Genomic DNA, 26,995 nt, shown 5'->3' on the forward strand with positions numbered 1-26,995 from the left:
CAGAAGGCGAAGTGGTCACACTTCAACTGAGGAAGCGAAATGACACAAAAATCTAGGCATTGAAGCTGGACATTGAAAAGCGTTGAATTTGATCTAGCACATTATCCAGTTTTGAGAGAATCACTCTCAATAATTTAAGCAAGAAATTTGAGGCGGCAAGTTCACGAGTAGCGGAGTGTACGTTTGAAGGGTACATGAGCAACACAGTGGACGCAGTCAACGAAGAAATTCGCAGTTTATCACAATTTTAAAAGGATTTTCAGAAGCAAGAAGTTCAAGGAAGCAAAATTCTGAGGAGTGGAACGTATGTCATTAATACGTGAGCACCGCAAGAATTGCAGCTGACGAAGAAATTCGCCGCTTATCAAAATCCGTAGAGTCTAGTGGCGATAGCGAAGAGGCCACACCCGTTCCCATGCCGAACACGGAAGTTAAGCTCTTCAGCGCCGATGGTAGTTGGGGGCTTCCCCCTGTGAGAGTAGGACGTCGCTAGGCACAAAGCACAATCCAATAGGGTTGTGTTTTTTTAGTATATAAAAATGGTGAGTAAGCTACAGGCGGTGGCTAGAGGTTTCATCTCTAGCTGCTAAGTACAATTATAATGGGTTAGACTGATAAAATTGAGATTAGACTGATATATTCCAGATTAGACTGATATATTCCAGATTAGACTGATAAAATTGAGATTAGACTGATATATTCCAGATTAGACTGATATATTCTAAATTAGACCGATAAAATTGCAACTTGATTGCTAGACCCTGAATAAGCCTACCACAAATTCATGTTTAGACGGCAAAACCACTATAAAGAGTCACACTTTAGTGGTTTTTATTGATTTTATTCTTTTCTCATTAAAAAATTCCTCATTATCACATATGAAGTGACCTTCTAAAATGATAAACCTGTATTAAATGGATAAAATTGCAAATACTACCTAATGATAGATTGATTTCCTGTCTGTCGTTGGAGGTTTCCTATGCCGTCAATTTTATCTGTTAGTACTTATAATCCACCTCATACTTTACCGCAGGGAATGACTACAGAATTTGCTAAAGAGTTGTTTACTGAGGATTTCCAAGATATAGATCGGCTGTTAAGAGCATTCCAAAATGGTCAAATTCAGCAGCGTAATTTTGCTGTCCCAATTTCTTGGTTTGATAAGGATCATTCATTAGGAGAGCGTAATGATTTATATATTAAGCTCGCGACGGAATATGGAGTTAAAGTGATTCAACGTTGTTTAGCTAATTTGGAGTTTTTGATAGAACCTGTAGATTGTTCGGAAATAGAGGCTATTTTTTTCGTATCAAGCTCAGGGCTATCGACTCCGAGTATAGAAGCAAGAATAATGAATCATTTACCCTTTTCTCCACGTACGAAAAGAATTCCAATATGGGGGTTAGGTTGTGCAGGGGGGGCAGCTGGTATTAGTAGAGCTTATGAGTATTGCCTCGCTTTTCCGCATGCCAAGGTGCTAGTGTTGTGTATTGAGCTATGTAGCTTGACTTTTCAGCGAAATGACCGAACCAAGAGTAATTTAATTGGCACCTCACTTTTTGGAGATGGAGCGGCCTGTGTCATGGTAGGTGGAGAAGAGAGTCAGAATCCAGGAAAAGATCTGAAGCCATTTGTGCGAGGTACTCACTCGTGCTTAATGCCTAATTCCGAAGAAGTGATGGGTTGGGATGTAAAAGATAGTGGATTATTCGTCGTTTTTTCAAGAGATATTCCAACAATTGTAAGAAATTGGTTAAAACCTGTCGTAGATGAGTTTCTTGCTCAATATGAACTTAATATAAAAGACATCACTCATTTTATTGCTCATCCAGGAGGAAAAAAAGTACTTGATGCCTATGAGGATACATTACATATCAATTCAGATATGACCCGTCACTCACGTAATGTTTTAAAAGAACATGGAAACATGTCCTCACCAACCGTTTTTTATGTGTTAAAAGAAATCATGGGTATTGAAACAAAAGCAGGTGGTCTCGGATTAATCGGAGCTTTAGGTCCTGGATTTTGTTCAGAGTTGATCTTAGTCGAATGGAGATAGGAGTTGGAAACCGTTGTTTACTATCATTATGGTTGTTGTTATATCGCAAAGGATAGTAGAGTTGGTGGTCGCTAAAAGTAATGAAGTATGGATGAAAAAGCGAGGTGCTTACGAAGTAGGAAAAGAGCATTATAAGTTATTGGTACTTCTACATACGATGTTTTTTTTATGCTTACTATTTGAAGTTGTTTATTTTGAACAGAAGCCTGCCATGTGGTGGTTTGTACCTTTTCTTATTTTTGTAGTTGCACAAATCGGAAGGGTGTGGAGTTTAGTTTCTTTAGGGAGATATTGGAATACTAAAATTATTATCTTACCTGGAGCAAGTGTTGTCGCCAAAGGACCGTACCGATACTTGCGACACCCTAATTATACAATTGTTGGTATAGAGATATTGGCACTTCCACTTATTTTTCAAGCGTACGGGACTGCTGCTATTTTTACCTTATTAAATGTTGCTGTACTTTCAATAAGGATCCGTCAAGAAGAAGAGGCATTGAGTAAAGTCACGAATTATGACGAACTATTTAGCCAGCGCTTACGTTTCATTCCAACTGTGGAAAAAAAGTAATTCACTACACGGTTATGTCAATCGATTCATACACTAATAGTAATCACTTAGAAAAGGATGATCGACATGCCAGTGATTAATAATATTTTTAATATTAAAATCAATAATGTGGCTTCTAATGGTTCTGTCAATTTCGGAAATGCAGCCTTTGATGGAAATAATGTTAATTTTAAGTCGCAAGGAATGAATACAACCGTAGGGGATGCTTCACCACAATGGTCTCCTTCAAGTAACTGGGCAAATGACTCAGATTTTAATGATCAAGTTCAGTCAGAACCTGAAGTAGCTTCTCCAAGTGTTAATACTGCAGGTAGTTTATAGAGGGGCAAAGGCTAATGATAAAAGTATCGATTCTTAATATTAACGTGAATAACATTACCTTTAATGGATCCTTAAACATTGGGAAAACAATGATTCTTAAACCAGCAGTTAACTATGGCCAGGAGGAAGTTAAAGAAAAAAAGCAGCTGGAGAATAAAGAAACGGATGGACTATAATATTTAGTTCATCCGTTTTTTATAAGGTTGCTTTCTTTTACCCTATTTTTATAGGTAAAAATGGTGTGAAATTTTACATGTAGAAATGAGCTTACTCTAAATGTTGAATATTGACCCGTTTCTTTTCTTCAGATGCTGAAATTAATCGGTGTAGGTGAACATATAAGATCCCATTTTGATAAGTAGCCTCGACCTTGTCATCTCTTACCGGATAAGGAAGTTCAATTGTCCGTTCAAATCTCCCGTGTAATAGCTCTTCTTGTATTAATCGAAAGTTAGGAAACCGTAAGTGAATTAGCCCCTTGATTTCAAGCACTCGCTTGTAGGCATATACATCGATTTGACTGACATCTTTTAAACCAGGAAGTGCAACTAAGCAAAATAGCTCATTTCCTGATTCATAAAGGTTAATTTTGGGGGTATTTTCATACATCATTTCTTGAAAATCTACCCAAAAGTCATCATCCATAAATTTTGTTAAGCTTTTCTTCCATTGTTGTAGCTGATTAAATTTATTCATTAAGGATCACCTGTTTTATTTATTTGCTAAATTTTATGTCATTTCACCCAGTTGGTGCTTATACAATAATAGAAAGACCATTAAGGATGTTTGGGAGCGGATATGATGTACCAACAATTTTATGAAATGTTAAAACAATTGGAACAACGCATCCGAACACTAGAAGAAGAAAATCTGGCGTTAAAAAAGAAGTTAGATGAAGTAAGGCCGATAGTGATAGAGAACATAAATTATAAAATACAAGAAATTAATGTGGATGAGTTGAAAGGTACTTTAAATATTGGATGGTCTGGAGAAGCGACCGTTGATGATGTTTCAAAAATGATTGGAGAGGTAAATGAGAATACTGAAGAAGAGAGTGACTAGAAACTCTTTTCTTCAGTTATTTTTTTTGTTATACTTACAAAATTTAATAAAGACAAGCTTAAAGAGAGGAGTGATTTAATGATTAGTTGGTTACTTGATAATTGGTTTACAATTATTATCATTATTTTGGTTATTAATATTGTTTATGTAACACTTTTTACTATTCGAATGATCTTTACATTAAAAGGCCAAAGGTATTTTGCGGCAGGAGTCAGTATTATTGAAGTTATTATTTATATTGTTGGGTTAGGGCTTGTATTAGAAAATTTAAATCGTCTTGAGAATTTGATAGCTTACGCAGTGGGGTATGCTATAGGTGTCCTAATTGGGATGAAAGTAGAAGAGAAATTAGCACTAGGGTATATCACGGTAAATGTGATTACAAAAGAGTATGAACCAGATATTCCAAATGCATTGCGGGATAAAGGTTACGGTGTCACAAACTGGGTCGCATATGGTCGTGAAGGAGAACGTCTGATGATGGAAATCTTAACTTCACGAAAATCAGAAGAGCATCTCTATAAAGCGATTAAAGCATTAGATCCTAAAGCATTTATTATCTCGCATGAACCGAAGACGTTTTATGGGGGATTCTGGGTAAAAGGAATTCGGAGGTAATTTATGGAAAAACCAAGAAAGAAAGTACGATTTGAAGTTGCTGAAAAAGAGTCGATTACTCAATGCTTAGAAAGGATGGATCGTGAAGGCTATCGTCCAACACGAAGAATGGAAGAACCTGTTTTTCAAGAGATATCTAAAGATGGAAAAATCGAGATAGTACCTATACGCCAAAAAATCATCTTTGAAGGTGTTCTAAAGGAAGAAATGTAGTCGCATTTTAACGATATTTGTAAATAACAGAGCAAAACACGAACAATATTTTTATAAGTAAAATTATCGTTCGATTTTCGATTGACAAGTAATCTTACATACTGCTAAGATAAATGTAACAATTGAATATGAACGTACCTCATATAAATTTGAGAATAAGGCTCAAGAGTTTCTACCTGGCAACCGTAAATTGTTGGACTATGAGGGAAAGTAGCTTCTAAGGCCCTAAGTTATTTATGGGCTTCCAGGTAACTTTATTTTAAGCCTTACTATGGTTTACTTTCTCTCTAAAGTAGAAACCTAGTATAGGCTTATTTTTATGTCAAAAAATAGAGATATAAGATATGTTTCAAAAAGTCTTCCTTTTTGAACATATCCTAACAAAAAAAGTAAATAAAGGTCTATGATGGAGGGACTTAGAGTGAAACCATTGGTCGGAGTAATAATGGGAAGTATTTCAGATTGGGAAACGATGAAGCATGCATGTGATGTATTAGATGAATTAGGTGTTACGTACGAGAAGCAAGTGGTATCGGCACATCGGACGCCAGATTTAATGTTTGAATATGCAGAAACAGCTAAAGATAAAGGAATAAAAGTTATTATTGCTGGTGCTGGAGGGGCAGCTCATTTACCTGGTATGGTTGCGGCAAAAACAGTATTGCCAGTTATTGGTGTCCCTGTTCAGTCTAAAGCCCTAAATGGTCTTGATTCCTTACTTTCTATTGTTCAAATGCCAGGTGGGGTGCCGGTAGCTACAGTTGCTATTGGTAAAGCAGGAGCGACTAATGCGGGATTACTAGCAGCACAATTCATCGCTGCCTATGATGAAGAGCTAAGCTTACGCCTTGAAAAAAGAAGAGAAGAGACACGAAAACAAGTGCTAGAAAGCAGTGATCAGCTATGAATAGACCAATGATAGAGCCTGGGAAAACGATCGGCATTTTAGGCGGTGGACAACTGGGGAGAATGATGGCTCTTTCTGCAAGAGAAATGGGTTACAAAATAGCTGTACTAGAGCCGAGTGAGCATTCACCGTGTGGGCAAATTGCCGATGTAGAAGTCATTGCACATTACAATGATTTACAAGGAGCAGAGCAATTAGCTTCGCAATGTGATTTACTGACGTACGAATTTGAAAATATTGATAGTAAAACGGCCAGGTGGCTAGATGAAAATTTATATTTACCTCAAGGGTATAAATTATTAGAAACGACACAGCACAGAATAAGTGAAAAGAAAGCTATTCAAGCTTTAGGCCTACCTGTTGCTCCTTATGTTGCAGTGAGCGAATTACAAGACTTAGAACAAGGAATAAGTGAATTAGGTTTGCCAGCTGTGTTAAAAACGTGCCGTGGTGGTTATGACGGTAAAGGTCAATACGTTATTCGAGCAATGGATCAAGTCCAAGAGGCATTTGAAACACTCAATCCTAACGGCGAACTAGTTTTAGAACAATGGATTACCTTTGAAAAAGAATTATCTGTCATTGTTTCTAGAAATGTTTCAGGACAAGCTGAAACATTCCCAGTAGCAGAAAATATTCATGTAAATAATATTTTGCACCAAACAATCGTTCCAGCAAGGATTGATGTGGGCATACAAGAACATGCAAAAGAAATGGCTCTTCAATTAGCTAAAGGACTAGAAATGGTCGGGACGCTAGCTGTCGAAATGTTTTATACGAGTGAAGGTGAACTTTACATTAACGAGCTAGCACCTAGACCGCATAATTCTGGCCATTATACGATGAATGCCTGCGAGACGTCTCAGTTTGAACAACATATTCGTGCTGTGTGTAATTGGCCGCTTGGAAAAACGACATTGCTTAAACCAGTTGTTATGGTAAATATACTTGGTGAACATCTTCCTCAAGTGATGCAAAAAATTGATCAGTTCCAAGAAATGAAGCTTCATCTATATGGAAAAGCTGAAGCAAAACAAGGTCGGAAAATGGGCCATATTAATGTAATAGCTGACTCAACTGAAGAAGCTCTTGAAAAGGTGAAAACACTCGAAATTTGGTAAATGACTAAATAACAATTTTAAAATTAATTTAATAGATGATGGAGGAAATCAAATGATCGAACGTTATACGCGACCTGAAATGGGTTCAATCTGGACAGAAGAAAATCGTTATCAAGCGTGGTTAGAGGTGGAGATTGTTGCTTGTGAGGCTTGGGCTGAATTAGGAATTATCCCGAAAGAAGATGTTCAAAAGATTAGAGAGAATGCAGGCTTTGATGTTAAGCGAATTTTAGAGATTGAAGAAGAAACTCGTCATGATGTCGTTGCTTTTACTCGAGCAGTTTCAGAAACATTAGGTGAAGAAAGAAAATGGGTTCACTACGGATTAACGTCAACAGACGTTGTCGATACAGCTGTTTCTTATTTACTCCGACAAGCAAATGAGATCATAGAAAAAGACATTACGAATTTTATTGAAGTCTTAAAAAATAAAGCAATCGAACATAAATATACCGTCATGATGGGACGAACGCACGGTGTACACGCTGAGCCGACAACGTTTGGTTTAAAACTTGCCCTTTGGCATGAAGAAATGAAACGGAACTTAGAAAGATTTAAGTTAGCGGCTGAAGGCGTTCGTGTTGGGAAAATTTCTGGCGCAGTTGGTACATATGCAAATATTGACCCAGCTGTTGAACAGTTTGTATGTGAGAAGCTAGGGCTTCAGGCTGCACCGATTTCGACGCAAACACTGCAACGTGACCGTCATGCCGAGTATATGGCGACGTTAGCGTTAATTGCTACTTCGATTGAAAAGTTTGCCGTTGAAATTCGCGGATTACAAAAAAGCGAAACACGTGAAGTGGAAGAAGCTTTTGCAAAAGGACAAAAGGGCTCTTCTGCTATGCCACATAAACGTAACCCGATTGGTTCAGAAAATATGACTGGGATGGCAAGACTCATTCGTGGGTATATGATGACAGCTTATGAGAATGTTCCGTTATGGCACGAACGCGATATTTCCCACTCTTCAGCTGAGCGTGTGATCCTTCCAGATGCAACGATTGCTCTGAACTATATGTTAAATCGTTTTGGAAACATCGTGAAAAACTTAACGGTCTTCCCTGAAAATATGAAACGCAACATGGAAAGAACATACGGACTTATTTATTCTCAGCGCGTACTCTTGTCATTAATCGATAAAGGGATGGTACGTGAAGAAGCATATGATTTAGTTCAACCGAAAGCAATGGAAGCTTGGGAAAAAGGCATTCAATTCCGTGAATTAGTCGAGCAAGAAGAAAGAATTACATCGATGCTATCACCAGAAGAAATTGACGATTGTTTTGATTACAATCACCATTTAAAGCATGTCGATACAATCTTTAACCGTTTAGGTTTAGTCTAATTTTTGTGGGGAGTTTGTTCTCCCCTGATCCATTCAAATTATCTTATCTACTTGGAGGGCTTCACGTGGAAAAACGAGGCATGTTATACGAAGGCAAGGCAAAACGAATATTTGAAACAGATGAGAAAGACATTCTGTGGATTGAATATAAAGATGAAGCTACAGCATTTAATGGTGAGAAGAAGGACACGATCATTGGTAAAGGTCGCTTAAATAACGAAATAACTTCGATTATTTTTGAGAAGCTTAAAGAAAAGGGCATTGAAAATCATTGGGTAAAAAGACTTTCAGAAACAGAACAACTTGTAAAAAGAGTAACGATCATTCCGCTTGAAGTGGTTGTGCGTAACATTATCGCTGGAAGCTTATCCAAACGATTAGGTATCGATGAAGGAACAGTGATGGATGAGCCCATCGTTGAATTTTACTATAAAGATGACGATTTAGGAGATCCACTCGTTACAGAAGACCACATTCGAGTACTAGATATCGCGACAACAGAGCAGCTTGATATTATGCGTGAAAAAGGATTACAGGTGAATAAAGTTCTACAAGAAGTGTTTGCAACGATTAATGTACGTTTAGTTGACTTCAAGCTTGAATTTGGGATGACCAATGATGGTGAGCTGCTTCTCGCAGACGAAGTATCACCAGACACTTGCCGACTTTGGGATAAAGATACAAATCAAAAATTTGATAAAGACGTGTATCGTCGTAACTTAGGAAATTTAGAAGAAGGATATCAAGAAATTTTAAATCGCTTAGGAGGATCATCATGTACAAAGTAAAAGTATTCGTCACATTAAAGGAAAGTGTTTTAGACCCACAAGGAACTGCGGTAAAAGGATCTTTACACGCTTTAACATATAACGAAGTAGAAGATGTACGTATTGGGAAGTACATGGAGTTATTAATTAATAAGAGTGAAAAAGATATTGATGCAAGAGTGAAAGAAATGTGTGAAAAGCTTTTAGCGAATACAGTAATTGAAGATTACAGCTTTGAAGTAGAGGAGGCTTAATCTCTATGAAATTTGCAGTTATTGTCTTCCCAGGCTCAAACTGTGATGCGGATATGTATCATGCGATTTCAGATGCGCTTGGTGAAGAAGTCGAATATGTGTGGCATGCTGGTACGGATTTAGACGGATTTGATGGTATTTTAATACCAGGAGGCTTTTCTTATGGAGACTACTTACGCTCAGGGGCAATCGCTCGCTTTGCGAATGTCATGGAGTCTGTCATTAAAGCTGCAGAAGCTGGAAAGCCTGTACTTGGCGTATGTAATGGGTTCCAAATCCTTCTTGAAGCAGGTTTGTTGCCAGGGGCAATGAAACGTAACGAAAATTTAAAGTTCATTTGCCGCCCGGTTGAGTTAGTCGTAGAAAACAATGAGACAATGTTTACATCAGAATATGAGCAAGGTCAAGTTATTTCCATTCCAGTAGCACACGGAGAAGGAAATTATTATTGTGATCCAGAAACGCTTTCAACATTAAAAGATAATAAGCAAATCGTATTCAGCTATAAGACGAACGTGAATGGTTCGCTTGAACAAATTGCTGGAATTATGAATAAACAAGGAAATGTACTCGGTATGATGCCACACCCAGAGCGTGCCGTAGAGCCTCTTCTAGGTAGTGAAGATGGACTGAAGCTATTTAAATCAATTTTGCGAAACTGGAGGGAAACCCATGTCGCTACATCGTGAACCAACTCCTGAAATGATTAAAGAACAAAAAATATATGCTGAAATGGGCTTAACAGACGAAGAATTTGGTATGGTTGAGTCGATTTTAGGACGTTTACCTAACTATACAGAGATCGGTTTATTTTCTGTTATGTGGTCCGAGCATTGTAGTTATAAAAACTCTAAAGTGCTTCTTAAAAAATTCCCAGTCGATGGTGAAAAAGTGCTCCAAGGCCCTGGTGAAGGTGCTGGAATTATTGATATTGGCGATGAACAAGCAGTTGTGTTCAAGATCGAAAGTCATAACCATCCGTCAGCGATTGAACCTTATCAAGGAGCCGCAACAGGTGTAGGCGGAATTTTACGTGATGTATTCTCGATGGGGGCACGTCCGATTTCAATCTTAAACTCACTTCGTTTTGGTGAACTTACCTCACCAAAAGTGAAATACCTTTTTGAAGAAGTCGTTGCAGGGATTGCTGGTTACGGAAACTGTGTCGGTGTTCCAACAGTTGGCGGCGAAGTACAATTTGACCCATGCTATGAAGGAAACCCGCTAGTTAATGCAATGTGTGTCGGCTTAATCGACCATAAAGACATTAAAAAAGGGCAAGCTAAAGGTGTCGGGAATACGGTCATGTACGTTGGAGCTTCTACCGGTCGTGACGGAATTCATGGGGCAACATTTGCCTCAGAAGAGCTAAGTGAAGCATCAGAAGAAAAGCGTCCGGCTGTTCAAGTCGGAGATCCGTTTATGGAAAAACTATTACTTGAAGCAAGTCTTGAAATTATTCAATCTGATGCATTAGTTGGAATTCAAGATATGGGTGCAGCAGGCCTTACGTCATCTTCAGCTGAGATGGCAAGTAAAGCAGGTTCAGGGATCGTGATGAACTTAGATGAAGTACCACAACGCGAAAAAAATATGACGCCATATGAAATGATGCTGTCTGAGTCTCAAGAGCGAATGCTAATCGTTGTGAAAAAAGGAAGAGAAGCAGAAATTCGCGAAATCGTTGAAAAGTGGGGCTTAATGAGCCGTGAGATTGGTTACGTAACAGATGATAAAAAGTTACGCCTTCTTCATAAAGGAGAAGTAGTGGCTGATGTACCAGTAGATGCTTTAGCTGAAGATGCACCAGTTTATCATAAACCATCGAAAGAACCAGCTTATTATAGTGAGTTCCAAGCACAAGAAAACTTTGTACCTGAAGTAAGTGACGTAAAAGAAACACTAATCAACTTACTTTCACAACCTACAATTGCTAGTAAAGAATGGGTGTATGACCAATATGATTATATGGTTCAAACGAATACAGTCGTTTCACCAGGTTCTGATGCAGCAGTTGTTCGTATTCGCGGAACAGAAAAAGCATTAGCGATGACAACGGACTGTAATTCTCGTTATTTGTATTTAGATCCAGAAGTCGGAGGGAAAATTGCCATTGCTGAAGCCGCACGCAATATCGTTTGTTCGGGTGCAGAACCGCTTGGAATTACGGATTGCTTAAACTATGGTAATCCAGAACGACCAGAAATCTTTTGGCAACTAGAAAAGTCGACAGATGGAATGAGTGAAGCTTGTCGTGCATTTGGTGTTCCAGTTATTGGTGGTAACGTATCACTTTACAATGAAAGAAGTGGAGAAGCCGTTTATCCAACACCTACAATTGGTATGGTTGGTTTAATCGAGAAAACGGAACATATTACAACACAAAACTTTAAAGAAGCTGGAGATATCATCTATTTATTAGGTGAAACGAAGCAAGAGTTCGGTGGAAGTGAGCTTCAAAAGTTAATGGAAGGGCGCATTTCAGGTAAAGCACCTGCTATTGATTTAGAGGAAGAAATGAAACGTCAACAACAATTATTACAAGCTATTCGCGTTGGCCTTGTGCAATCGGCTCATGACATTGCTGAAGGTGGATTAGGTGTAGCTATCGCTGAAAGTATGATTGATGGCGAAGTAGGTGCTGAAGTTAAGATTGGGGAAGACGTTGTAACTGAACTTTTCGCTGAGTCTCAGTCGCGTTTCATTGTGACAGTGAAAAAAGAAAACCAAGCAAAATTCGAAGCAATGGTAGAAGCTAAAGTAATTGGGGAAGTTATAAATGATAAAGTACTAACGATTACATCAAGTAATGATGTATTGTTCAACGCAACACAAGAAGAACTTGCAACTGCTTGGAAAGGAGCTATTCCATGCTTGCTGAAATCAAAGGCTTAAACGAAGAGTGTGGGGTCTTTGCCGTCTGGGGACATAAAGATGCGGCCCAAATTACTTATTACGGATTGCATAGCCTTCAACATCGTGGACAAGAAGGTGCAGGTATCGTTGTTACCGATGGAGAAAAGCTAACGGCCCATAAAGGATTAGGCCTTGTAAATGAGGTGTTTGCTTCAAAGGATTTTGAAAACCTTTATGGTAAAGCGGCCATTGGTCACGTTCGTTATGCGACAGCAGGAGGAGGGGGCATTGCCAATGTGCAGCCTCTTCTCTTCCGTTCACAAACGAGCAGTTTAGCGATTGCGCACAATGGAAATCTTGTTAATGCTAACCAACTAAAACATCAACTAGAGAGCATGGGAAGTATTTTTCAATCAACCTCAGATACTGAAGTGTTAGCTCACCTTATTAAAAGAAGTACGTATCCACGATTAGAAGACAAAATGATGAATTCTTTAACAATGCTTAAAGGTGCATACGCTTTTGTTGTGTTAACGGAAAATAAATTAATGATAGCACTCGATCCAAATGGCCTGCGACCTCTTTCTTTAGGTAGACTTGGAGATGCTTATGTTGTAGCCTCTGAAACATGTGCATTTGATGTAGTCGGTGCAACATTTGAAAGAGAAGTAAAGCCAGGAGAACTTATTGTTGTTGATGATAATGGGTTAAGAACAGAAATGTTTGCTACATCAGCACAGCGAGCGATTTGTAGTATGGAGTACGTTTACTTTGCTCGTCCTGATAGTAATGTCGATGAAATTAATGTGCATAAAGCACGAAAAAATTTAGGTAAGCAGCTTGCATTGCAAGCACCAGTCGAAGCAGATGTCGTTACAGGTGTACCTGACTCTAGTATTTCTGCTGCGATTGGCTATGCGGAACAAACGGGAATCCCATATGAATTAGGGTTAATAAAAAATCGTTACGTTGGTCGTACGTTTATTCAACCTTCACAAGAATTGCGAGAGCAAGGCGTAAAAATGAAGCTTTCTGCTGTTCGCGGTGTTGTTGAGGGCAAACGTGTTGTCATGATTGATGATTCCATTGTACGAGGAACGACAAGTCGTAGGATCGTTAACATGTTAAGAGAAGCAGGAGCAACCGAAGTTCATGTTCGTATCAGTTCACCGCCCATTAAAAATCCTTGTTTTTATGGGATCGATACGTCTACAAAAGAAGAATTAATCGCCTCTAATCATAGTATCGAAGAAATGAAAGAGATGATGGGAGCAGATAGTTTAGAATTTTTAAGCGTCGAAGGAATGCTTGAAGGAATAGGCCGATCTAATCAACATACGAATTGCGGGCAATGTGTGGCCTGTTTTACAGGAAGTTATCCAACAGAAATTTATCCACATACGGTGCACCCACACGATAAGTGCTAAAAGTTTGTGGACGGGAGGAAGACGATGTCTGAAGCATATAAAAAAGCTGGAGTCGATATAGAAGCAGGCTATGAAGCCGTTGAACGAATGAAGAAGCACGTAGCGAGAACAAAACGTCCTGAAGTACTCGGAGGATTAGGATCATTTGGTGGAATGTTTGATCTTTCCAAATTTAATTTTAAAGAGCCTGTGCTTGTTTCAGGTACGGACGGTGTAGGGACGAAGCTGATGCTCGCTTTTATGATGGATAAACACGACACAATTGGGATTGATGCGGTGGCGATGTGTGTGAACGATATCGTTGTTCAAGGTGCTGAACCACTTTATTTCCTAGATTACATTGCTTGTGGAAAAGCAGTTCCAGAGCGGATTGAAGCGATCGTCAAAGGGATTGCGGATGGCTGTGAACAAGCAGGGTGTGCGATTGTCGGCGGTGAAACAGCGGAAATGCCAGGGATGTATTCTGAAGAAGAGTATGACCTTGCGGGTTTTGCCGTTGGGATCGGAGAAAAATCAAAGCTGATTACCGGTAATGATATTCAAGAAGGCGATGTAATCATCGGTTTAGCTTCAAACGGACTTCATTCCAATGGTTTTTCATTAGTACGTAAAGTATTACTAGACCAAGCAAAATTATCACTTCAAGAAGAAGTTCCAAGCATAGGAAGAGTATTAGGTGAAGAGTTATTACAACCGACGAGAATTTATGTCAAACCTTTACTAGAAGTCATGAAAGATTTTCATGTTAAAGGAATTGCCCACATTACCGGTGGCGGGTTTTATGAAAATATCCCGAGGATGCTACCAGAAGGCGTCGGAGCGCATATCGACTTTGGTTCTTGGCCGATTCATCCAATCTTTGAATTGATTCAACAGCAAGGTGAAGTTTCAGGGAAAGATATGTTTTCAACCTTTAATATGGGAATTGGAATGGCTATCGTAGTGTCAGAAGACGAACTGCAGCCTGTTCTTCAAAAATTAGAGGACAGTGGTGAAAAAGCCTATATTATTGGCCGGGTGACGAGTGATGCTGGTGTTTCTATTGGAGGACTCGAGTAATGAAAAATATTGCAGTTTTCGCTTCTGGAAGTGGATCGAATTTTCAAGCGATAATTGATGAGGTTGAGCGAGGGGAGCTTAGTGCTCGAATCGCTCTTCTCGTCTGTGATAAACAAGAAGCAAAAGCAATTGAACGGGCAAAAATGCATAATATTGAAGTGTTTGGATTTGACCCGAAAGCCTATGGAAGTAAAGAAGAGTTTGAACAAGAAATTAAGGAAGAACTACAAAAAAGAAATGTGCATTTTATAGTTCTAGCAGGCTATATGCGATTAATTGGACCAACTCTTTTACGAGCCTATGAAGGAAGTATTGTTAATATCCACCCTTCATTATTACCATCTTTTCCTGGAAAAGATGCGATTGGACAAGCGCTTCTTGCAGGGGTGAAAGTGACAGGTGTTACAATCCATTATGTCGATGAAGGCATGGACACGGGACAAATTATTGCCCAAGAAGCAGTCTCGATCGATCAATACGAAACAAAGGAAACATTAACTAAGAAAATTCAACAGGTAGAGCATTATCTGTATTCTAAAACATTAAAAGATCTTTTATCTAAATAAGGAGGACACTAAGATGTCAATCAAACGTGCATTAGTTAGTGTATCAAATAAAGAAGGGATCGTTCCTTTCGTTCAACAATTAGTCGAGTTAGGTGTAGAAGTTGTTTCTACTGGAGGAACGAAAAAAGCTTTAGAAGAAGCTGGAGTTGACGTAATTGGAATTTCTGAAGTTACTGGTTTTCCAGAAATTTTAGATGGCCGTGTGAAAACATTACATCCAAATATCCATGGTGGCCTTTTAGCAATGCGTGAAAGTAACGATCATCTTGAGCAGCTTCAAAAGCACAATATCACGCCAATTGATTTGGTTGTTGTTAACTTATATCCATTCCAACAAACGATTGCTAAACCTGATGTTACATTTGCTGATGCAATCGAAAATATTGATATCGGTGGTCCGAGTATGCTGCGTGCAGCAGCAAAAAATCATACACATGTGACTGTTGTTGTGGATCCAGCAGATTACGAAACAGTCATCGCTCAACTAAAGGAAGATAAAAAAGTAGCAGTAGAAACTCGCAAAAAGCTTGCTGCAAAAGTATTCCGTCATACAGCTTCTTATGATGCGGTAATTGCTGAATATTTAACGAAAGAAGTAGGCGAAGAACATCCAGAATCTCTTACAGTTACATTTGAAAAGAAGCAAGATCTTCGCTATGGTGAGAACCCGCACCAAAAAGCTGCTTTTTACCGTAAACCACTTGGACCAACGACCTCCATTGCCCAAGCGGAGCAATTACACGGGAAAGAATTATCTTACAATAACATCAATGATGCAGATGCGGCTGTTGCTATTGTAAAGGAATTCCAAGAACCAGCAGTTGTTGCGATTAAGCATATGAACCCTTGTGGTGTAGGTGTGGGAGAAACGATTGAGCAAGCTTATGACAAAGCGTATGCTGCAGATCCAGTATCGATTTTTGGTGGAATTATTGCAGCGAATCAAGAAATTGACCGTGATACAGCACTGAAAATGAAAGAAATTTTCTTAGAAATTATTATTGCACCATCCTTTACAGCAGAAGCTTTAGAAATTTTAACAACAAAGAAAAATTTACGATTATTAACGTTACCAATTGAAAAAGCTAACAAAGCTGAGCTAAAAATCACAACCATTCACGGTGGTGCTCTTGTTCAAGAAGAAGATACTTATGGTCTAGATGAAGCTACCATTTCAGTACCAACAAAACGTGAACCAACGGAAGAAGAGTGGAAAGCGTTAAAACTCGCTTGGAAAGTTGTAAAGCACGTGAAATCCAATGCCATTGTTTTAGCTAAAAATGATATGACAATTGGCGTCGGTGCTGGTCAAATGAACCGTGTAGGCGCAGCTAAAATTGCAATTGAGCAAGCAGGTCAAGAAGCAAAAGGTGCTGTCATGGGATCAGATGCATTCTTCCCGATGAGTGATACAGTAGAGGAAGCAGGAAAAGCTGGAATTACAGCGATCATTCAGCCAGGTGGTTCAATCCGTGATGAGGATTCGATTGCAAAAGCAAATGAACTAGGAATTGCAATGGTATTTACAGGAGTTCGTCATTTTAAACATTAAGGTGAAGGAGGGAAATGTTTCATGAAAGTACTAATTATCGGCGGTGGTGGACGTGAGCATACGATCGCTTGGAAAGCTGCACAAAGTCCAAGAGTAGAAAAAGTATTTGTTGCCCCAGGTAATGCAGGAATGAAAGACGTTGCGACTGTTGAGAATATCTCAGAAAATGATCATCAACAGCTAATTGAATTTGCAAAGAAAGAGCAAATCGATCTAACGATAGTAGGACCAGAAGCTCCGTTACTTGGTGGTGTAGTTAACAGCTTTAAAGAGGCAGGACTGAAAATATTTGGGCCGGAAAAAGAAGCTGCTTTAATCGAAGGAAGTAAGTCATTCGCCAAAGAAATTATGCACAAATACAATATTCCAACGGGGTACTATGAGACATTTACTTCGTATGAAGAAGCAAAAGCTTATGTAGAAAAAATGGGCGCCCCGATTGTAATTAAAGCAGACGGATTAGCAGCAGGAAAAGGTGTTGTCGTAGCGATGACTATTAAAGAAGCGACAGACGCTCTTTATGAAATGCTGGAAAATAACCAATTCGGAACTGCAAGTGCAAAAGTGGTTATCGAGGAATATTTAGCTGGAGAAGAGCTTTCCTTAATGGCATTTGTTCACGGTGATGTCGTTCTTCCGATGGTAGGTGCTCAAGATCATAAGCGAGCGTATGATAATGACGAAGGACCAAATACTGGTGGTATGGGAGCTTATTCACCTGTTCCACAATTTAATGAAGCATCAGTGCAAGAAGCTGTTGATAAGGTATTACAACCAATGGCGAATGCAATGATTGCAGAAGGCCGTACGTTTACAGGGATTTTATATGCTGGGTTAATGATGACTGATAAAGGACCGAAAGTGATCGAGTTTAACGCTCGCTTTGGTGACCCTGAGACACAGGTTGTTTTGCCTCGTTTAACATCAGATATGATTGATGTGATCGATAAGCTTTTAGATGGTGAAACTGTAGAATTAGAATGGTCTGATGAAGCTGTTATTGGAGTCGTTATGGCATCAAAAGGATACCCGCTAGCTTATGAAAAAGGCGCTACTATTAATGGGCTGTCGACATTAGAAGAGGAAACGCTCGTTTTCCATGCAGGAACAAAATTAGAAGGTAATCAGTTCGTTACAAATGGGGGAAGAGTTTTACTTGTAGCAAGAAAAGAGCGTAGCCTACAAGAAGCTCAGGAGCAAGTATATCAAGAGATTGAGAAGGTACAAAGTGAAGGGCTTTTTTATCGTAAAGACATTGGTAACAAAGCTATCGGACGCGCTTTTTCTTCATAAATAAAAAAATAATAACGATGATAGAACCAATAACTGAAGCGTAAATAAAGAAAGAATCAATTGCAAATTCTGTTAACATTTATATTCATCTCCTTTTAATAGAGAGGCTACTCAAATTTGAGTTAGCCTCTTTTTTACAATTTTTTTAAGGTAGCAAGCATTGAAGAAACATCCATTTTAATTTACTTCCTACAGAAATAAACAGCTGTTAAAAGGGGCTTGTTGTCTCTTCTAGTTTTACCGGAGCATTTGTACTTTTTTGTGCCTGATTTTGCTTCTTAATTTGTACTACTTGTTCTTCAAACAGATAAGTTAATGGGCAAAAACGGGTGATACCTTCTGCAACATTCATACCACCGATCATGGCGGCAAACAGTGGCATACTTCGATATGGTTTTTTAACTAACTTCGCCGTTGCCCAAGCAAGTAGCGTTAAACCACAGCTTATCCGAACAAACGCATTAATGAGACCAATATTAGGTTTCATATCGAACAACACCTTTCAAAGAAATTATTTTTTAAGATAAGAAAATTCAAAAGTGTCTAGCTGCAGGTGTCATCGGCTCGAGTCGCTTCGGTCCATCAAGAGTGTCCAAAGAGCGGGACACTCATTGCTAGCCCTCCAGCGCTCGTCGTCGATAAGCAGACACCTTTCGCTTTTCTTGTCTAGCTACAGCGCCCAGCGAGTAGCGAGACTTCCCTCACCGCAGTACGATAAGTCAACATCGGGCGCTTACGCTTTTCTTATAAAAATTTCAATAAAGTTATATAACTTTAATGTGTTAAACGGTGAAAATATGGTACGATAATATAAATAGCTCAAATTAGAAATGGGTGAAGTAAAATGGCTGAACGTATCTATCGATGGACAAAAAAATTATTAAGACAACAACTAGCGGTCATTCGTGGAGAGTTAGCACCTACAGTTGTTTTAAAAAATGCAACATATTTGAACAGTGTAAGAAAAAAGTGGCTTAAAGCAAATATATGGATTTTTCAAGATCGGATCGTTTACGTTGGGGACCAATTACCTGAACTGATAACAGATACAACGGTTATTGATTGTAGTGACCAATATATCGTACCAGGTTATATTGAACCTCATACGCATCCGTTCCAGTTATATAATCCCCACAGCTTTGCGAAATATGCATCAACACGAGGAACGACGACGTTAATCAATGATAATATGATGATCTTTTTGCATCTCGAAAAAAAGAAAGCGCTTTCCTTTGTTGAGGATTTAGAGGAGGTTACACCGACATCGATGTATTGGTGGTGTCGTTATGATGCGCAAACAGAATTGGAAGGAGAAGATGAGCTTTTTTCTACTTCACGAATGAAAGCCTGGCTCGAGCATCATCTGGTCGTACAAGGTGGAGAACTGACATCTTGGCCAAAAGTCCTAGCTGGTGACGATGCGATTCTTCACTGGATGCAAGAGACGAGACGATTGCGAAAACCAATCGAAGGGCATTTCCCTGGTGCGTCTGAACGAACTCTTACACAAATGGCATTGTTAGGAGTGACTTCGGATCACGAAGCGATGACAGGAGAAGATGCAGTGATGAGGTTAAACCTAGGGTACACAACGCCGCTCAGGCATTCATCGATTCGTCCTGACTTGCCAAAGTTGTTAAAGGAAATGCTCGAATTAGGTGTTGACGATTTTTCCAATTGTTTATTTACTACAGATGGATCTACTCCTACATTTTATGAAAATGGCGTCATTGATTACTTAATACGTATTGCCATTGATAGTGGAGTGCCGTTAGTAGAAGCTTATAATATGGCAACGTATAATGTAGCGAAGTATTACAATTTAGATTATAAACTCGGATTAATTGCTCCAGGTCGCATGGCTCACCTTAATTTCTTGTCGGATAAGGAAAATCCAGTTCCGACATCGGTTATGGCAAAAGGTCAATGGATTGTTCGCGATCAAGAAATTGTCGAAGAGTACGAAAGCTTTCCGTGGGCTAATTATGATATGACGCCACTAGAATTGGATTGGGATATAACGAATGAAGACCTTCACTTTTCAATGCCAATGGGAATTGAACTAGTGAATTCTGTTATTCTTAAACCGTTTCAAGTTACAGTTGAAGGTACTGGAGAGAATTTATCTAAACGGCATTGTGAAAGTTTTTTTGTCATGCTGGACAGAAAAGGTAAATGGCGTATAAATACAATTATTAAAGGCTTTGGTAATAAAATTTCTGGATTTGCCAGTTCATTTTCAAATACAGGTGATATCGTTTTAATCGGAAAGAATAAACAAGATATGATGTTTGCATTTGAGCAATTGAAGCAACAAGGAGGCGGAATTGTTCTTGTTGAAGAAGGTAAAGTCATTAGTAGCATTCCATTAAAGTTAATGGGAACCATGTCGGATCAGCCGATGGTTGATGTCATTGAAAGTGAAAAGCAATTAGTTAAAGAATTAAAAGAACGCGGCTATCCATATGAAGACCCAATCTATAGCCTGTTATTTTTTTCTTCAACTCATCTTCCGTATATTCGTGTAACACAGCACGGAATTTATGATGTTTATAATAAAAAAGTACTCTTTCCCTCAATTATGCGTTAAACTATTAAAGAGTATTTATTTAATATTTGCAGTTAAAGGTGTGTAATCATTGAAGAAATCATCGAAATTTATAATGAAAGCAGCAGTAGCTATAGCATTAATTACGGGTTGCAGTAACGAGAAGGAAACGGTAACTGAGGTTGAGCCTGTTGAGCCTATTGAAACAGTTGAACCTGAGCCTCAAGAACAAAAAGAAGAAGAGGTAATTGAACAGGAAACGGTATTTCCGTTAACGGGTCTTTCAACAGATGCGTCTATTGATCATCGTCCATTTGCTGTTACGATTAATAACCATCGTAAAGCTAGGCCGCAGTCGGGTTTAATGGATGCAGATATTGTCTATGAAGTACTAGCAGAGTTTGAATTAACTCGCTTGGTTGCTCTTTATCATAGTAAACAGCCGGAAAAAGTTGGGCCTGTACGTAGTGCGAGAGGATATCATATCGATATAGCAAATGGGTATGATTCGCTTTTTATCAGTCATGGCTGGAGTCCTGAAGCAAAGGATCGCCTCCTCATTCAAAATGAGGCTGACCACCTAAATGGAATGGAAGGGAATAATGATGGAGCACTTTTTAAGCGATCTTCTGAACGGAAGGCTCCGCACAATTCTTATATTACGTATGAAAATATCGTAAAGGGTCTAGAAAGCAAAGGATATAACTTGAGTGGTGAAACTGCTCCGCTATCCTTTTATGAAGATAATGATGTAGATATTGATGGGGTGCCTGCGAGTGAAATCACCATCCACTATAATAACCTTTACGATGTAACGTACCGCTATGATGAAAGTCAAAAAGCGTACTCACGTTACAATGGTTCATCACAATCTATTGATTATGAAACCGAAGAGCCGTTGAGGATCAGCAATGTATTTATAGTAGAAACAACGCATAAAGTGATAGACGAACAAGGTCGACGTCAAATTGATTTAACATCCGGTGGAAATGCGATTTTGTTACAAAATGGTGTAGCAGTTGAATTAGCATGGGAAAATCATGATGGTAAAATATTACCTGTAAAAAGCGGAGAGGATGTAAAATTCTTACCCGGACAAACATGGATTAATATCGTTCCAACAAATATAGAACAAAGAGTAGTAATAGACGAATAGGAGAGGTGAATAAATTGCAAATTAATAAGTTACGAGGGAAAGAGTTAGACCAACTATTTAATGCAATCTTATCGCTCAAAGATTTAGAAGAATGTTATCAATTTTTTGATGATTTATGTACAATTAATGAAATCCAGTCGTTAGCTCAACGACTTGAAGTGGCTCGGATGCTTCAATTAGGCTATACCTATCATAAAATCGAAACAGAAACAGGGGCAAGTACAGCGACAATATCTCGAGTGAAACGTTGTTTAAACTATGGAAACGACGGCTATAAAATGACGCTAGACCGAGTCCATAACAACGAGGAAAAATAAAAAATGGTAAAAATGGTGTCAGGCACCTTTAACACTGTACAATGTTAAGGTGCCTGACACTTTTCTTTTAGATTGATATATGTTTGAATTCTTTGACTTGAAAAAGGCCGGTATCTGTTAACTTAAGATCGGGTATAACAGGAAGCGCGAGAAAAGACAGCGTTAAAAACGGATTAAAGTTACCTGAAAAGCCAACTTTTGCAAGTGACGAATTTAATTCATTGATTTGTTGGAGTGTTTCCTCATAATGCTGATCTGTTAATAATCCACAAATGGGTAGAGGAAGAGCGTTAATAAGTTCTCCATCCTTTACAATAGCGATCCCACCTTGCATAGCTTCAATCTCTGTAATAGCCTTTAGCATGTCGCCATCATTTGTACCACAAACGATGATGTTATGTGAGTCATGAGCAACCGTCGTTGCAATAGCTCCAGCCTTTAAACTCATTCCTTTAACAATTCCCAGTCCGATGTTTCCTGTTTGCTTATGGCGTTCAATCACAGCCAATTTTAATTGATCTTTCTCAATAGAGGTGACAAATGAACCAGCTATAATATCTACTTCCTCTTTAACGTGATTGGTTATTAACGAATTGGGAATGACTTCGATAATATTTGCCATTTTTTGTGACAAGACCACTTGTAGGTCTTCTTTAGTCAGCGGTTTAATTTTTACACTATTAGTAAGCGTATGTGGTGTTGATGTCGGTTCCTTTGCCGTGAATTCGGCTTGAAGCGTTCCTGTCTGTACAACATGTTTCCCTTTTAAAAATACATCTTCAATTGTAATTTGGTGAAGATCTGAAAGGATCAGGAGGTCAGCATCAAAGCCAGGAGCTACAGCCCCTTTGCTTTTTAGTTGGAAGCACTCAGCTGTATTAATGGTGGCCATTGCAATCGCTTGAATAGGATTTATACCATTTGCAATTGCCAAGCGAACATTATGGTCAATACTTCCTTCCTCAATTAAATCATCAAGATGTTTATCGTCTGTCACAAATAAACAGCGCCTTGAATTTCGTTCGGTAACAATAGGAAGAAGTGCTTTTAAATCTTTAGCAACCGAGCCTTCTCTTATCATTAAATACATTCCGCGTTGCAGCCTAATTTTTGCTTCTTCAGCTGTTACTGCTTCGTGATCTGTTTGAATACCTGCTGCCCGGTACGTATTGATTCCGTATTTATCTAGACCAGCAGCGTGACCATCGATCAACTTTTTGTTTTCCTGTGCAGAAGTAAGTTTATTTACCATTTTCTCATTTCCCTTAATAACCGCAGGGAAATCCATAACTTCCGCAAGTCCTAGAACATTTGGATCGTTATAAAACGGGGCAATATCTTCAGCCTCTAGGACAGCACCTGCATTTTCAAATGGTGTAGCTGGGACACAGGATGGAATCATGAAATAAATGTCTAGCAAGGATTCACGACTATTATCGATTAAATATTGAATACCCTTTGTGCCTGCTACATTAGCAATTTCATGTGGATCAGCAACAAGTGTGGTAACACCATGTGGAACGAGAACTTTTTCAAGTTGTTGTGGAATGAGCATGGACGATTCGATGTGAACGTGCCCATCTATAAAAGCAGGACATATAAAACCGCCCTTTGCATCAAAATAAGCTTTCCCCTCATAAGAACCTATGCCTACAATTTTCCCTTTTGTAATAGCAACATCCTCTTCAATGATTTCACCGTTAAATACGTCAATGATTTTACCATTTCTAATGACCAGATCTGCTTTTTCTGTTTTGGCCGAAGTGTGAATGTAATCGTATATATTCTGATTAAAATTCATCATTGCACCTCCTATTCAATGATTGACTTGGAGCCTTATTTCTTAACATTTTGTATAGTATACCAACCCTCTTTATGAAATGTTAGTTGTTAGTTTAAAAATGTACCAATATTTTTTAGGAGAGCCTCCTCTTAGATTGCGGCCTTATTTTTGATATAATCATTCAGTGAAGATAAATGTAGTCGACGATGGAGGAAATGTACATGCTTGAATATAAAGATTGGAAGCATGCCTTTAAATTAGACCCGAATAAAGAAATTAGTGACCAAAATTTAGAGGCAATCTGTGAGTCAGGGACAGACGGAATTATCGTTGGTGGTACAGATGGAGTAACACTAGATAATACACTTAGTTTATTAGCGAGAGTACGCCGTTATTCCGTTTCATGTGGTTTAGAAGTTTCAAATATTGACGCATTAACACCAGGTTTTGATTACTATTTCATTCCGACTGTTTTAAATAGCCAGGATCCTCAATGGATTACTAAGCTTCATCATCAAGCAGTAAAAGAGTATGGACCGATTATGAATTGGGATGAAATAGTCATGGAAGGATATTGTATCCTTAATCCTAAAGCAAAAGTAGCACAAGTTACAAATTCAAATGCAAATTTACAAGAAGAAGACGTTGTCGCTTACGCGAGAATGGCTGAGCATATGTATCGCCTGCCTATTTTTTATCTTGAGTATAGTGGAACTTACGGTGATATATCTGTTGTTCGAGCTGCAAAAGAAGTATTAAGGGATACCAAGTTGTTTTATGGCGGTGGAATTACTAATGGAGCACAAGCAAAAGAAATGGCACAGTATGCAGATACGGTCATCGTCGGGAATATCATCTATGATAATATAGAAGCTGCACTAGCTACAGTAAGCGCAGTAAAAAAATAAGGTTGTTGGAAAAAGAATAGTGCAGCAAAATAAAAAAACGAGAACAAATGTTTGGTGGTGGGATTATGCAAAGCAAATTAATGGAAAAAATGTTATCGGGATTAAATCCAGAGCAAAGAAAAGCTGTTCAACATACAGAAGGGCCGTTATTATTAATGGCTGGTGCGGGAAGTGGAAAAACGAGAGTACTTACGCATCGAATTGCTTATTTAATCCGCGAGAAAGGGCTAGCCCCGTATAATATTCTTGCGATTACATTTACAAATAAAGCGGCGCGTGAAATGAAAGACCGTGTCGCACAAATTGTTGGAGGAACAGCGGAAAATATCTGGATCTCCACATTTCACTCAATGTGTGTTCGGATCTTAAGAAGAGATATTGATCGAATTGGGTTTAGTCGTAATTTTACGATATTAGATGGCTCCGATCAATTATCAGTGATCAAGCAAATTTTAAAAAAGAAAAATATTGATCCGAAAAAATTTGAACCGAGAAGCATCTTAGGGACAATCAGTTCAGCGAAAAATGAGCTGAAGCGTGCGGAAGAATTTTCAAAAACAGCAAGCGGTCCTTATGAACAAACGGCAGCTGAAGTATATGAGGAATATGAAAAACAATTAAAGAAAAATCAATCATTAGACTTTGATGATTTAATTATGACAACGATCCGCTTATTTAAGCTTGTACCAGAAATCCTTGAATTTTATCAGAGAAAATTTCAATATATTCATGTTGATGAATATCAGGATACGAACAAAGCCCAATATGTTCTCGTTAATATGCTGGCCGAAAAGTATAAAAACATATGTGTTGTTGGAGATTCCGATCAATCGATCTATAGATGGCGTGGGGCTGACATAGCGAATATCCTTTCTTTCGAGCAAGATTACCCAAGTGCAACCGTTATTTTATTAGAGCAAAATTACAGGTCAACAAAAACGATCTTGGAAGCAGCTAACAAAGTTATTGAAAATAACTTGAAAAGAAAGCCGAAAAAGCTTTGGACTGAAAATGAAGAGGGTTGTAAAATTGTCCGCTATGAAGCTGACACGGAACAAGATGAAGCCTATTACGTGATTGGAAAAATTAAAGAAGCGACCCGTAATGGAAGTAGCAATTCAGATATAGCGATACTTTATCGTACGAATGCTCAATCTCGTGTGATGGAGGAATTACTCGTTAAGTCCAACGTTGAATATAACATTGTTGGGGGAACGAAATTCTACGATCGCAAGGAGATTAAGGATGTTCTAGCTTACTTGCGTTTAATCGCAAATCCTGATGATGATATTAGTTTGCAGCGGATTATTAATGTTCCAAAACGAGGGATTGGGGCAGCAACCGTTGACCGCATTTTAGAATATGGAGCGAATCAAGGGATTTCAATGTTTAAAGTATTGCAAGAAATCGAACAAGTCGGTTTGAGTGCACGAGTTATTGGAAAGCTAGAAGAATTTTCAGGACAAATGAATAATTGGATTAATATGCAAGAGTATTTATCCGTAACTGAATTAGTTGAAGACGTCCTAGAAAAATCAGGTTATCGTGACATGTTGAAAAATGAAAAAACATTAGAAGCACAAAGTCGTTTAGAGAATATTGATGAGTTTTTATCGGTTACTGTTGAATTTGAAAAACGAAGCGAGGATAAATCATTAATCGCATTTTTAACGGATCTTGCGCTTGTTGCAGATATCGATCAACTTGATGAAGAGCAAGAAAAACCAACAGATGCGGTTACTCTAATGACGATGCATTCAGCTAAAGGGTTAGAATTCCCAATCGTATTTATTATTGGGATGGAAGAAGGCGTGTTTCCGCATAGCCGTTCACTTTTTGAAGAAGAGGAAATGGAAGAAGAACGTCGTCTCGCTTATGTAGGAATCACTCGGGCAGAGGAGCAGCTATTTTTAACGAATGCAAGAAGTCGCACATTGTTTGGGCGTACAAATACGAATGCCCCATCTCGTTTCCTGAAAGAAATTCCTGAATATTGCTTAGAAGAGATGCAAAAACCTGAGCCAATGTGGGCAAAGACGTCTCATTCTAGTTCTTATAATACACCGAAAAGAAATGTAGCGGTCTCGCGACCAGTGGCTTCGACATCAGGTAGTGAAGGATTTCAGTGGGCAGTTGGAGATAAAGCTGAGCACGGAAAGTGGGGAATTGGCACAGTTGTGAGCACAAAAGGAGAAGGGGAACATATCGAACTCGATATTGCCTTTCCCAAACCAACAGGTGTGAAACGATTAGTTGCAAAATTTGCGCCGATTAAAAAGGCGTAATGAA

28 protein-coding genes, 1 rRNA gene and 1 riboswitch are annotated in these 26,995 nt (G+C 38.7%); of the genes, 25 read left to right on the top strand and 4 right to left on the bottom strand.

What is annotated here, in order from left to right; all coding sequences use genetic code 11:
* Nucleotides 1-379 precede the first annotated feature (379 nt).
* From rrf to J0N78_RS19375, 5 genes are all read left to right on the top strand, one after another.
* Nucleotides 380-495 (top strand): 5S ribosomal RNA (gene rrf, locus J0N78_RS19355).
* 484 nt (nt 496-979) lie between these two features.
* Nucleotides 980-2,059: a type III polyketide synthase gene (locus tag J0N78_RS19360; RefSeq protein ID WP_209124773.1), complete on the top strand. Its 1,080-nt coding sequence runs from the start codon at nt 980-982 to the stop codon at nt 2,057-2,059.
* A gap of 13 nt (nt 2,060-2,072) precedes the next feature.
* Nucleotides 2,073-2,630 (top strand): isoprenylcysteine carboxyl methyltransferase family protein, encoded by a 558-nt coding sequence (locus tag J0N78_RS19365; RefSeq protein ID WP_307794980.1) that lies wholly within the window; start codon nt 2,073-2,075, stop codon nt 2,628-2,630.
* Nucleotides 2,631-2,696: 66 nt separating this feature from the next.
* Complete coding sequence (locus J0N78_RS19370; RefSeq protein ID WP_247747437.1) at nt 2,697-2,951, top strand: spore germination protein; 255 nt, start codon at nt 2,697-2,699, stop codon at nt 2,949-2,951.
* A gap of 14 nt (nt 2,952-2,965) precedes the next feature.
* Nucleotides 2,966-3,127 carry a hypothetical protein gene (locus tag J0N78_RS19375; protein WP_209124775.1) on the top strand — a complete coding sequence of 54 codons (162 nt, stop codon included), beginning with the start codon at nt 2,966-2,968 and terminating at the stop codon, nt 3,125-3,127.
* A gap of 91 nt (nt 3,128-3,218) precedes the next feature.
* Here the strand turns inward: J0N78_RS19375 and J0N78_RS19380 are convergent, their stop codons facing one another.
* A complete protein-coding gene (locus J0N78_RS19380; RefSeq protein WP_209124776.1) occupies nt 3,219-3,647 on the bottom strand; it encodes an Hsp20/alpha crystallin family protein in 429 nt (142 codons plus the stop codon).
* Between the two features lie 105 nt (nt 3,648-3,752).
* Between J0N78_RS19380 and gerPC the strand changes: the two genes are divergently transcribed.
* The 15 genes from gerPC (at nt 3,753) to purD (ending at nt 17,994) form a co-directional block, all read left to right on the top strand.
* Nucleotides 3,753-4,013, top strand: coding sequence for a spore germination protein GerPC (gerPC, locus tag J0N78_RS19385; protein WP_209124777.1), 261 nt, complete (start codon nt 3,753-3,755; stop codon nt 4,011-4,013).
* Between the two features lie 78 nt (nt 4,014-4,091).
* Entirely contained in the window at nt 4,092-4,631 is a 540-nt protein-coding gene (locus tag J0N78_RS19390; RefSeq protein WP_209124778.1) for a DUF2179 domain-containing protein, read from the top strand.
* A gap of 3 nt (nt 4,632-4,634) precedes the next feature.
* A complete protein-coding gene (locus tag J0N78_RS19395) occupies nt 4,635-4,844 on the top strand; it encodes an NETI motif-containing protein (RefSeq protein WP_209124779.1) in 210 nt (69 codons plus the stop codon).
* Nucleotides 4,845-4,963: 119 nt separating this feature from the next.
* A riboswitch (purine riboswitch) is annotated at nt 4,964-5,065 on the top strand.
* A gap of 200 nt (nt 5,066-5,265) precedes the next feature.
* Nucleotides 5,266-5,751, top strand: a complete 486-nt coding sequence (purE, locus tag J0N78_RS19400) for a 5-(carboxyamino)imidazole ribonucleotide mutase (RefSeq protein WP_209124780.1) — start codon at nt 5,266-5,268, stop codon at nt 5,749-5,751.
* Complete coding sequence (gene purK, locus J0N78_RS19405) at nt 5,748-6,872, top strand: 5-(carboxyamino)imidazole ribonucleotide synthase (RefSeq protein WP_209124781.1); 1,125 nt, start codon at nt 5,748-5,750, stop codon at nt 6,870-6,872. Before purE ends, purK begins: the two co-directional genes overlap by 4 nt.
* A gap of 52 nt (nt 6,873-6,924) precedes the next feature.
* A complete protein-coding gene (gene purB, locus J0N78_RS19410; protein ID WP_209124782.1) occupies nt 6,925-8,220 on the top strand; it encodes an adenylosuccinate lyase in 1,296 nt (431 codons plus the stop codon).
* A gap of 80 nt (nt 8,221-8,300) precedes the next feature.
* Complete coding sequence (gene purC / locus J0N78_RS19415; RefSeq protein ID WP_247747444.1) at nt 8,301-9,008, top strand: phosphoribosylaminoimidazolesuccinocarboxamide synthase; 708 nt, start codon at nt 8,301-8,303, stop codon at nt 9,006-9,008.
* Complete coding sequence (gene purS / locus J0N78_RS19420; protein WP_209124784.1) at nt 8,996-9,241, top strand: phosphoribosylformylglycinamidine synthase subunit PurS; 246 nt, start codon at nt 8,996-8,998, stop codon at nt 9,239-9,241. Before purC ends, purS begins: the two co-directional genes overlap by 13 nt.
* A 5-nt stretch (nt 9,242-9,246) precedes the next feature.
* Nucleotides 9,247-9,930: a phosphoribosylformylglycinamidine synthase subunit PurQ gene (gene purQ / locus J0N78_RS19425; RefSeq protein ID WP_209124785.1), complete on the top strand. Its 684-nt coding sequence runs from the start codon at nt 9,247-9,249 to the stop codon at nt 9,928-9,930.
* Complete coding sequence (gene purL, locus J0N78_RS19430; protein WP_209124786.1) at nt 9,914-12,136, top strand: phosphoribosylformylglycinamidine synthase subunit PurL; 2,223 nt, start codon at nt 9,914-9,916, stop codon at nt 12,134-12,136. Before purQ ends, purL begins: the two co-directional genes overlap by 17 nt.
* Nucleotides 12,112-13,524 carry an amidophosphoribosyltransferase gene (gene purF / locus J0N78_RS19435; protein WP_209124787.1) on the top strand — a complete coding sequence of 471 codons (1,413 nt, stop codon included), beginning with the start codon at nt 12,112-12,114 and terminating at the stop codon, nt 13,522-13,524. Before purL ends, purF begins: the two co-directional genes overlap by 25 nt.
* A 24-nt stretch (nt 13,525-13,548) precedes the next feature.
* Complete coding sequence (gene purM / locus J0N78_RS19440; RefSeq protein ID WP_209124788.1) at nt 13,549-14,583, top strand: phosphoribosylformylglycinamidine cyclo-ligase; 1,035 nt, start codon at nt 13,549-13,551, stop codon at nt 14,581-14,583.
* On the top strand, nt 14,583-15,149 hold the full coding sequence (gene purN / locus J0N78_RS19445; protein ID WP_209124789.1) for a phosphoribosylglycinamide formyltransferase: 567 nt from the start codon (nt 14,583-14,585) through the stop codon (nt 15,147-15,149). Before purM ends, purN begins: the two co-directional genes overlap by 1 nt.
* A gap of 13 nt (nt 15,150-15,162) precedes the next feature.
* A complete protein-coding gene (gene purH, locus J0N78_RS19450; RefSeq protein WP_209124790.1) occupies nt 15,163-16,701 on the top strand; it encodes a bifunctional phosphoribosylaminoimidazolecarboxamide formyltransferase/IMP cyclohydrolase in 1,539 nt (512 codons plus the stop codon).
* A gap of 21 nt (nt 16,702-16,722) precedes the next feature.
* Nucleotides 16,723-17,994, top strand: coding sequence for a phosphoribosylamine--glycine ligase (gene purD / locus J0N78_RS19455; protein WP_209124791.1), 1,272 nt, complete (start codon nt 16,723-16,725; stop codon nt 17,992-17,994).
* Here the strand turns inward: purD and J0N78_RS26560 are convergent.
* Both J0N78_RS26560 and J0N78_RS19460 read right to left on the bottom strand, forming a co-directional pair.
* A complete protein-coding gene (locus tag J0N78_RS26560; RefSeq protein WP_374193936.1) occupies nt 17,969-18,073 on the bottom strand; it encodes an EYxxD motif small membrane protein in 105 nt (34 codons plus the stop codon). The genes purD and J0N78_RS26560 overlap by 26 nt on opposite strands.
* 129 nt (nt 18,074-18,202) lie before the next feature.
* Entirely contained in the window at nt 18,203-18,481 is a 279-nt protein-coding gene (locus tag J0N78_RS19460; RefSeq protein ID WP_209124792.1) for a YgaP family membrane protein, read from the bottom strand.
* Nucleotides 18,482-18,838: 357 nt separating this feature from the next.
* Here J0N78_RS19460 and J0N78_RS19465 point away from each other — a divergent pair, with 357 nt between their 5' ends.
* The 3 genes from J0N78_RS19465 to J0N78_RS19475 are packed head-to-tail and all read left to right on the top strand — an operon-like array spanning nt 18,839 to nt 22,015.
* On the top strand, nt 18,839-20,584 hold the full coding sequence (locus tag J0N78_RS19465; RefSeq protein WP_209124793.1) for an adenine deaminase: 1,746 nt from the start codon (nt 18,839-18,841) through the stop codon (nt 20,582-20,584).
* 49 nt (nt 20,585-20,633) lie between these two features.
* Complete coding sequence (locus tag J0N78_RS19470; protein ID WP_247747439.1) at nt 20,634-21,698, top strand: DUF3048 domain-containing protein; 1,065 nt, start codon at nt 20,634-20,636, stop codon at nt 21,696-21,698.
* A 14-nt stretch (nt 21,699-21,712) separates the two neighbouring features.
* A complete protein-coding gene (locus J0N78_RS19475) occupies nt 21,713-22,015 on the top strand; it encodes a YerC/YecD family TrpR-related protein (protein WP_209124794.1) in 303 nt (100 codons plus the stop codon).
* Between the two features lie 67 nt (nt 22,016-22,082).
* Here J0N78_RS19475 and ade read toward each other — a convergent pair whose 3' ends face one another.
* Nucleotides 22,083-23,819 carry an adenine deaminase gene (gene ade, locus J0N78_RS19480; RefSeq protein WP_374193937.1) on the bottom strand — a complete coding sequence of 579 codons (1,737 nt, stop codon included), beginning with the start codon at nt 23,817-23,819 and terminating at the stop codon, nt 22,083-22,085.
* A gap of 200 nt (nt 23,820-24,019) precedes the next feature.
* Between ade and pcrB the strand changes: the two genes are divergently transcribed.
* Together pcrB and pcrA are read left to right on the top strand one after the other, a co-directional pair.
* Nucleotides 24,020-24,706 carry a heptaprenylglyceryl phosphate synthase gene (gene pcrB, locus J0N78_RS19485; RefSeq protein WP_209124796.1) on the top strand — a complete coding sequence of 229 codons (687 nt, stop codon included), beginning with the start codon at nt 24,020-24,022 and terminating at the stop codon, nt 24,704-24,706.
* Nucleotides 24,707-24,771: 65 nt separating this feature from the next.
* Nucleotides 24,772-26,991 carry a DNA helicase PcrA gene (pcrA, locus tag J0N78_RS19490; protein ID WP_209124797.1) on the top strand — a complete coding sequence of 740 codons (2,220 nt, stop codon included), beginning with the start codon at nt 24,772-24,774 and terminating at the stop codon, nt 26,989-26,991.
* Nucleotides 26,992-26,995: the final 4 nt, after the last annotated feature.

The sequence above is a fragment of the Alkalihalobacillus sp. BA299 genome (assembly GCF_017745675.1).
GTDB lineage: Bacteria > Bacillota > Bacilli > Bacillales > Bacillaceae_F > Alkalihalobacterium.

What these genes read in the sequence shown, in the direction of transcription:
- J0N78_RS19360 (WP_209124773.1), top strand. Translation starts at nt 980, where the DNA reads ATGCCGTCAATTTTATCTGTTAGTACTTATAATCCACCTCATACTTTA.
- J0N78_RS19370 (WP_247747437.1), top strand. Translation starts at nt 2,697, where the DNA reads ATGCCAGTGATTAATAATATTTTTAATATTAAAATCAATAATGTGGCT.
- purM (WP_209124788.1), top strand. Translation starts at nt 13,549, where the DNA reads ATGTCTGAAGCATATAAAAAAGCTGGAGTCGATATAGAAGCAGGCTAT.
- J0N78_RS19380 (WP_209124776.1), bottom strand. Translation starts at nt 3,647, where the DNA reads ATGAATAAATTTAATCAGCTACAACAATGGAAGAAAAGCTTAACAAAA.
- pcrA (WP_209124797.1), top strand. Translation starts at nt 24,772, where the DNA reads ATGCAAAGCAAATTAATGGAAAAAATGTTATCGGGATTAAATCCAGAG.
- purS (WP_209124784.1), top strand. Translation starts at nt 8,996, where the DNA reads ATGTACAAAGTAAAAGTATTCGTCACATTAAAGGAAAGTGTTTTAGAC.
- J0N78_RS26560 (WP_374193936.1), bottom strand. Translation starts at nt 18,073, where the DNA reads ATGTTAACAGAATTTGCAATTGATTCTTTCTTTATTTACGCTTCAGTT.
- J0N78_RS19395 (WP_209124779.1), top strand. Translation starts at nt 4,635, where the DNA reads ATGGAAAAACCAAGAAAGAAAGTACGATTTGAAGTTGCTGAAAAAGAG.
- purN (WP_209124789.1), top strand. Translation starts at nt 14,583, where the DNA reads ATGAAAAATATTGCAGTTTTCGCTTCTGGAAGTGGATCGAATTTTCAA.
- purB (WP_209124782.1), top strand. Translation starts at nt 6,925, where the DNA reads ATGATCGAACGTTATACGCGACCTGAAATGGGTTCAATCTGGACAGAA.
- J0N78_RS19375 (WP_209124775.1), top strand. Translation starts at nt 2,966, where the DNA reads ATGATAAAAGTATCGATTCTTAATATTAACGTGAATAACATTACCTTT.
- pcrB (WP_209124796.1), top strand. Translation starts at nt 24,020, where the DNA reads ATGCTTGAATATAAAGATTGGAAGCATGCCTTTAAATTAGACCCGAAT.
- J0N78_RS19465 (WP_209124793.1), top strand. Translation starts at nt 18,839, where the DNA reads ATGGCTGAACGTATCTATCGATGGACAAAAAAATTATTAAGACAACAA.
- ade (WP_374193937.1), bottom strand. Translation starts at nt 23,819, where the DNA reads ATGATGAATTTTAATCAGAATATATACGATTACATTCACACTTCGGCC.
- purC (WP_247747444.1), top strand. Translation starts at nt 8,301, where the DNA reads ATGTTATACGAAGGCAAGGCAAAACGAATATTTGAAACAGATGAGAAA.
- purD (WP_209124791.1), top strand. Translation starts at nt 16,723, where the DNA reads ATGAAAGTACTAATTATCGGCGGTGGTGGACGTGAGCATACGATCGCT.
- J0N78_RS19390 (WP_209124778.1), top strand. Translation starts at nt 4,092, where the DNA reads ATGATTAGTTGGTTACTTGATAATTGGTTTACAATTATTATCATTATT.
- purL (WP_209124786.1), top strand. Translation starts at nt 9,914, where the DNA reads ATGTCGCTACATCGTGAACCAACTCCTGAAATGATTAAAGAACAAAAA.
- J0N78_RS19460 (WP_209124792.1), bottom strand. Translation starts at nt 18,481, where the DNA reads ATGAAACCTAATATTGGTCTCATTAATGCGTTTGTTCGGATAAGCTGT.
- gerPC (WP_209124777.1), top strand. Translation starts at nt 3,753, where the DNA reads ATGTACCAACAATTTTATGAAATGTTAAAACAATTGGAACAACGCATC.
- purF (WP_209124787.1), top strand. Translation starts at nt 12,112, where the DNA reads ATGCTTGCTGAAATCAAAGGCTTAAACGAAGAGTGTGGGGTCTTTGCC.
- purQ (WP_209124785.1), top strand. Translation starts at nt 9,247, where the DNA reads ATGAAATTTGCAGTTATTGTCTTCCCAGGCTCAAACTGTGATGCGGAT.
- purK (WP_209124781.1), top strand. Translation starts at nt 5,748, where the DNA reads ATGAATAGACCAATGATAGAGCCTGGGAAAACGATCGGCATTTTAGGC.
- purH (WP_209124790.1), top strand. Translation starts at nt 15,163, where the DNA reads ATGTCAATCAAACGTGCATTAGTTAGTGTATCAAATAAAGAAGGGATC.